This is a genomic window from Streptomyces sp. NPDC031274 (assembly GCF_055570235.1).
On the sequence record NZ_JBVIHP010000135.1, the window covers coordinates 1 to 1862 of the forward strand.

1 protein-coding gene is annotated in these 1862 nt (G+C 72.1%); it reads left to right on the forward strand.

Features of this window, described 5'->3' with window-relative positions; all coding sequences use genetic code 11:
• On the forward strand, positions 1-1862 hold a 1862-nt coding region (locus ACZ5CR_RS44245), incomplete at both ends, for an MDR/SDR family oxidoreductase (protein ID WP_468869056.1).

Here is a 1862-nt window from a genome sequence, read left to right on the forward strand (position 1 = left end):
CGACCCGGCGACGCGGCAGATGCCGCCCGGTCGGCGGCCCACGGTGTGCTCGACGTGCTGCACTCCTGGCTGGACGACGAGCGCTTCGCCACCGCCCGCCTGGTCGTTCTGACCCGGGGTGCAGTGGCCGTGCGGTCCGGCGAGGACGTCACCGACCTGCCCGGCGCCGCCGTGTGGGGTCTGGTGCGGTCCGCGCAGACGGAGAACCCGGGCCGTATCGTCCTCGTCGACCTCGACCCGGGCGCTGCTCCGGGCACCCTGACGCTGCCCCTGGTGGTCGGCCTCGACGAGCCGCAGCTCGCGGTCCGCGCGGGCCGGGCGCTCGCCCCTCGACTGGCCCGGATCGGCTCGTCGGCGGCCATGTCGCCGCCGGTGGGGGAGCGGGCCTGGCGCCTGGACACGACGGGCGAGGGCACCCTGGAGAACCTGTCGCTCGTCCCGAGCCCGGACGCCCTGGACGCACCGGCCGACGGTGAGGTCCGTGTCGCCGTGCGCGCGGCGGGAGTCAATTTCCGTGACGCCCTCATCGCCCTGGGCATGTACCCGGGTGCGGCGACCCTCGGCAGCGAGGGCGCGGGTGTGGTCACCGAGGTCGGGCCCGGTGTGACGGAACTGGCCGTCGGGGACCGCGTGTTCGGCATGATCGGGCACAGCTTCGGCCCGACCGCGGTCGGTGATGCTCGCCTCCTCACCCGGATTCCGGACGCCTGGTCGTTCGAGCAGGCGGCTTCAGCGCCGATCGTCTTCCTGACGGCCCTGTATGCGCTGCGGGATCTGGCGGGTCTGCGGGCCGGTGAGCGGGTGCTGGTGCACGCGGGCGCCGGCGGCGTGGGCATGGCGGCCATTCAGCTGGCCCGGCACTGGGGTGCTGAGGTCTTCGCCACGGCGAGCGAGGGCAAGTGGGACACGCTGCGGTCGCTGGGTCTGGACGACGACCACATCGCCTCGTCTCGGAGTCTGGACTTCGAGGGGAAGTTCCTCGCCGTCACGGACGGCAAGGGTGTGGATGTGGTCCTCAACGCCCTGGCGGGTGAGTTCGTGGATGCCTCGCTGCGGTTGCTGCCGGGTGGTGGCAGGTTCCTGGAGATGGGCAAGACCGATGTCCGTCAGGCGGGGGTGATTGCGGGTCAGTATCCGGGAGTGGACTACCGGGCGTTCGACTTGGTGGAGGCGGGTCCGGAGCACACGCAGCGGTTGCTGGGTGAGCTGGTGGAGCTGTTCGGCCAGGGTGTGGTGGAGCCGTTGCCGGTCAGGGCGTGGGATGTGCGCCGGGCGCGCGAGGCGTTCCGTTACGTCAGTCAGGCCAAGCACATCGGCAAGGTGGTGCTGACGATGCCCCGGGAGCTGGATCCCGAGGGCACGGTGCTGCTGACCGGCGCGACCGGCACGCTGGGCAGCCTGGTCGCCCGGCACCTGGTGGCCGAACGGGGCGTACGGGAACTGCTGTTGGTATCCCGGAGGGGTGAACAGGCTGCGGGAGCAGGCGATTTGGCCCGGGACCTGGAGGAGCTGGGCGCCCGGGTGCGGTTCGCGGCCTGTGATGTGGCTGACCGCGAGGCGCTGTCCGAGGTGCTCGGCTCGCTGGAGCGTCCGCTGACCGGCGTGGTGCACACGGCCGGCGTACTGGACGACGGTGTCATCGGCTCGCTGACGCCGGAGCGCGTCGACACCGTGTTCCGGCCGAAGGTCGACGCGGCGCTGAACCTGCACGAGCTGACCCGGGACATGGACCTGGCGATGTTCGTTCTGTTCTCCTCCGCGTCGGCCACGCTGGGCAGCGCGGGGCAGGGCAACTACGCGGAGGCGAACGCGTTCCTGGACGCCCTTGCCCAGCACCGCCGCGCGCAGGGGCTCGCCGGGCA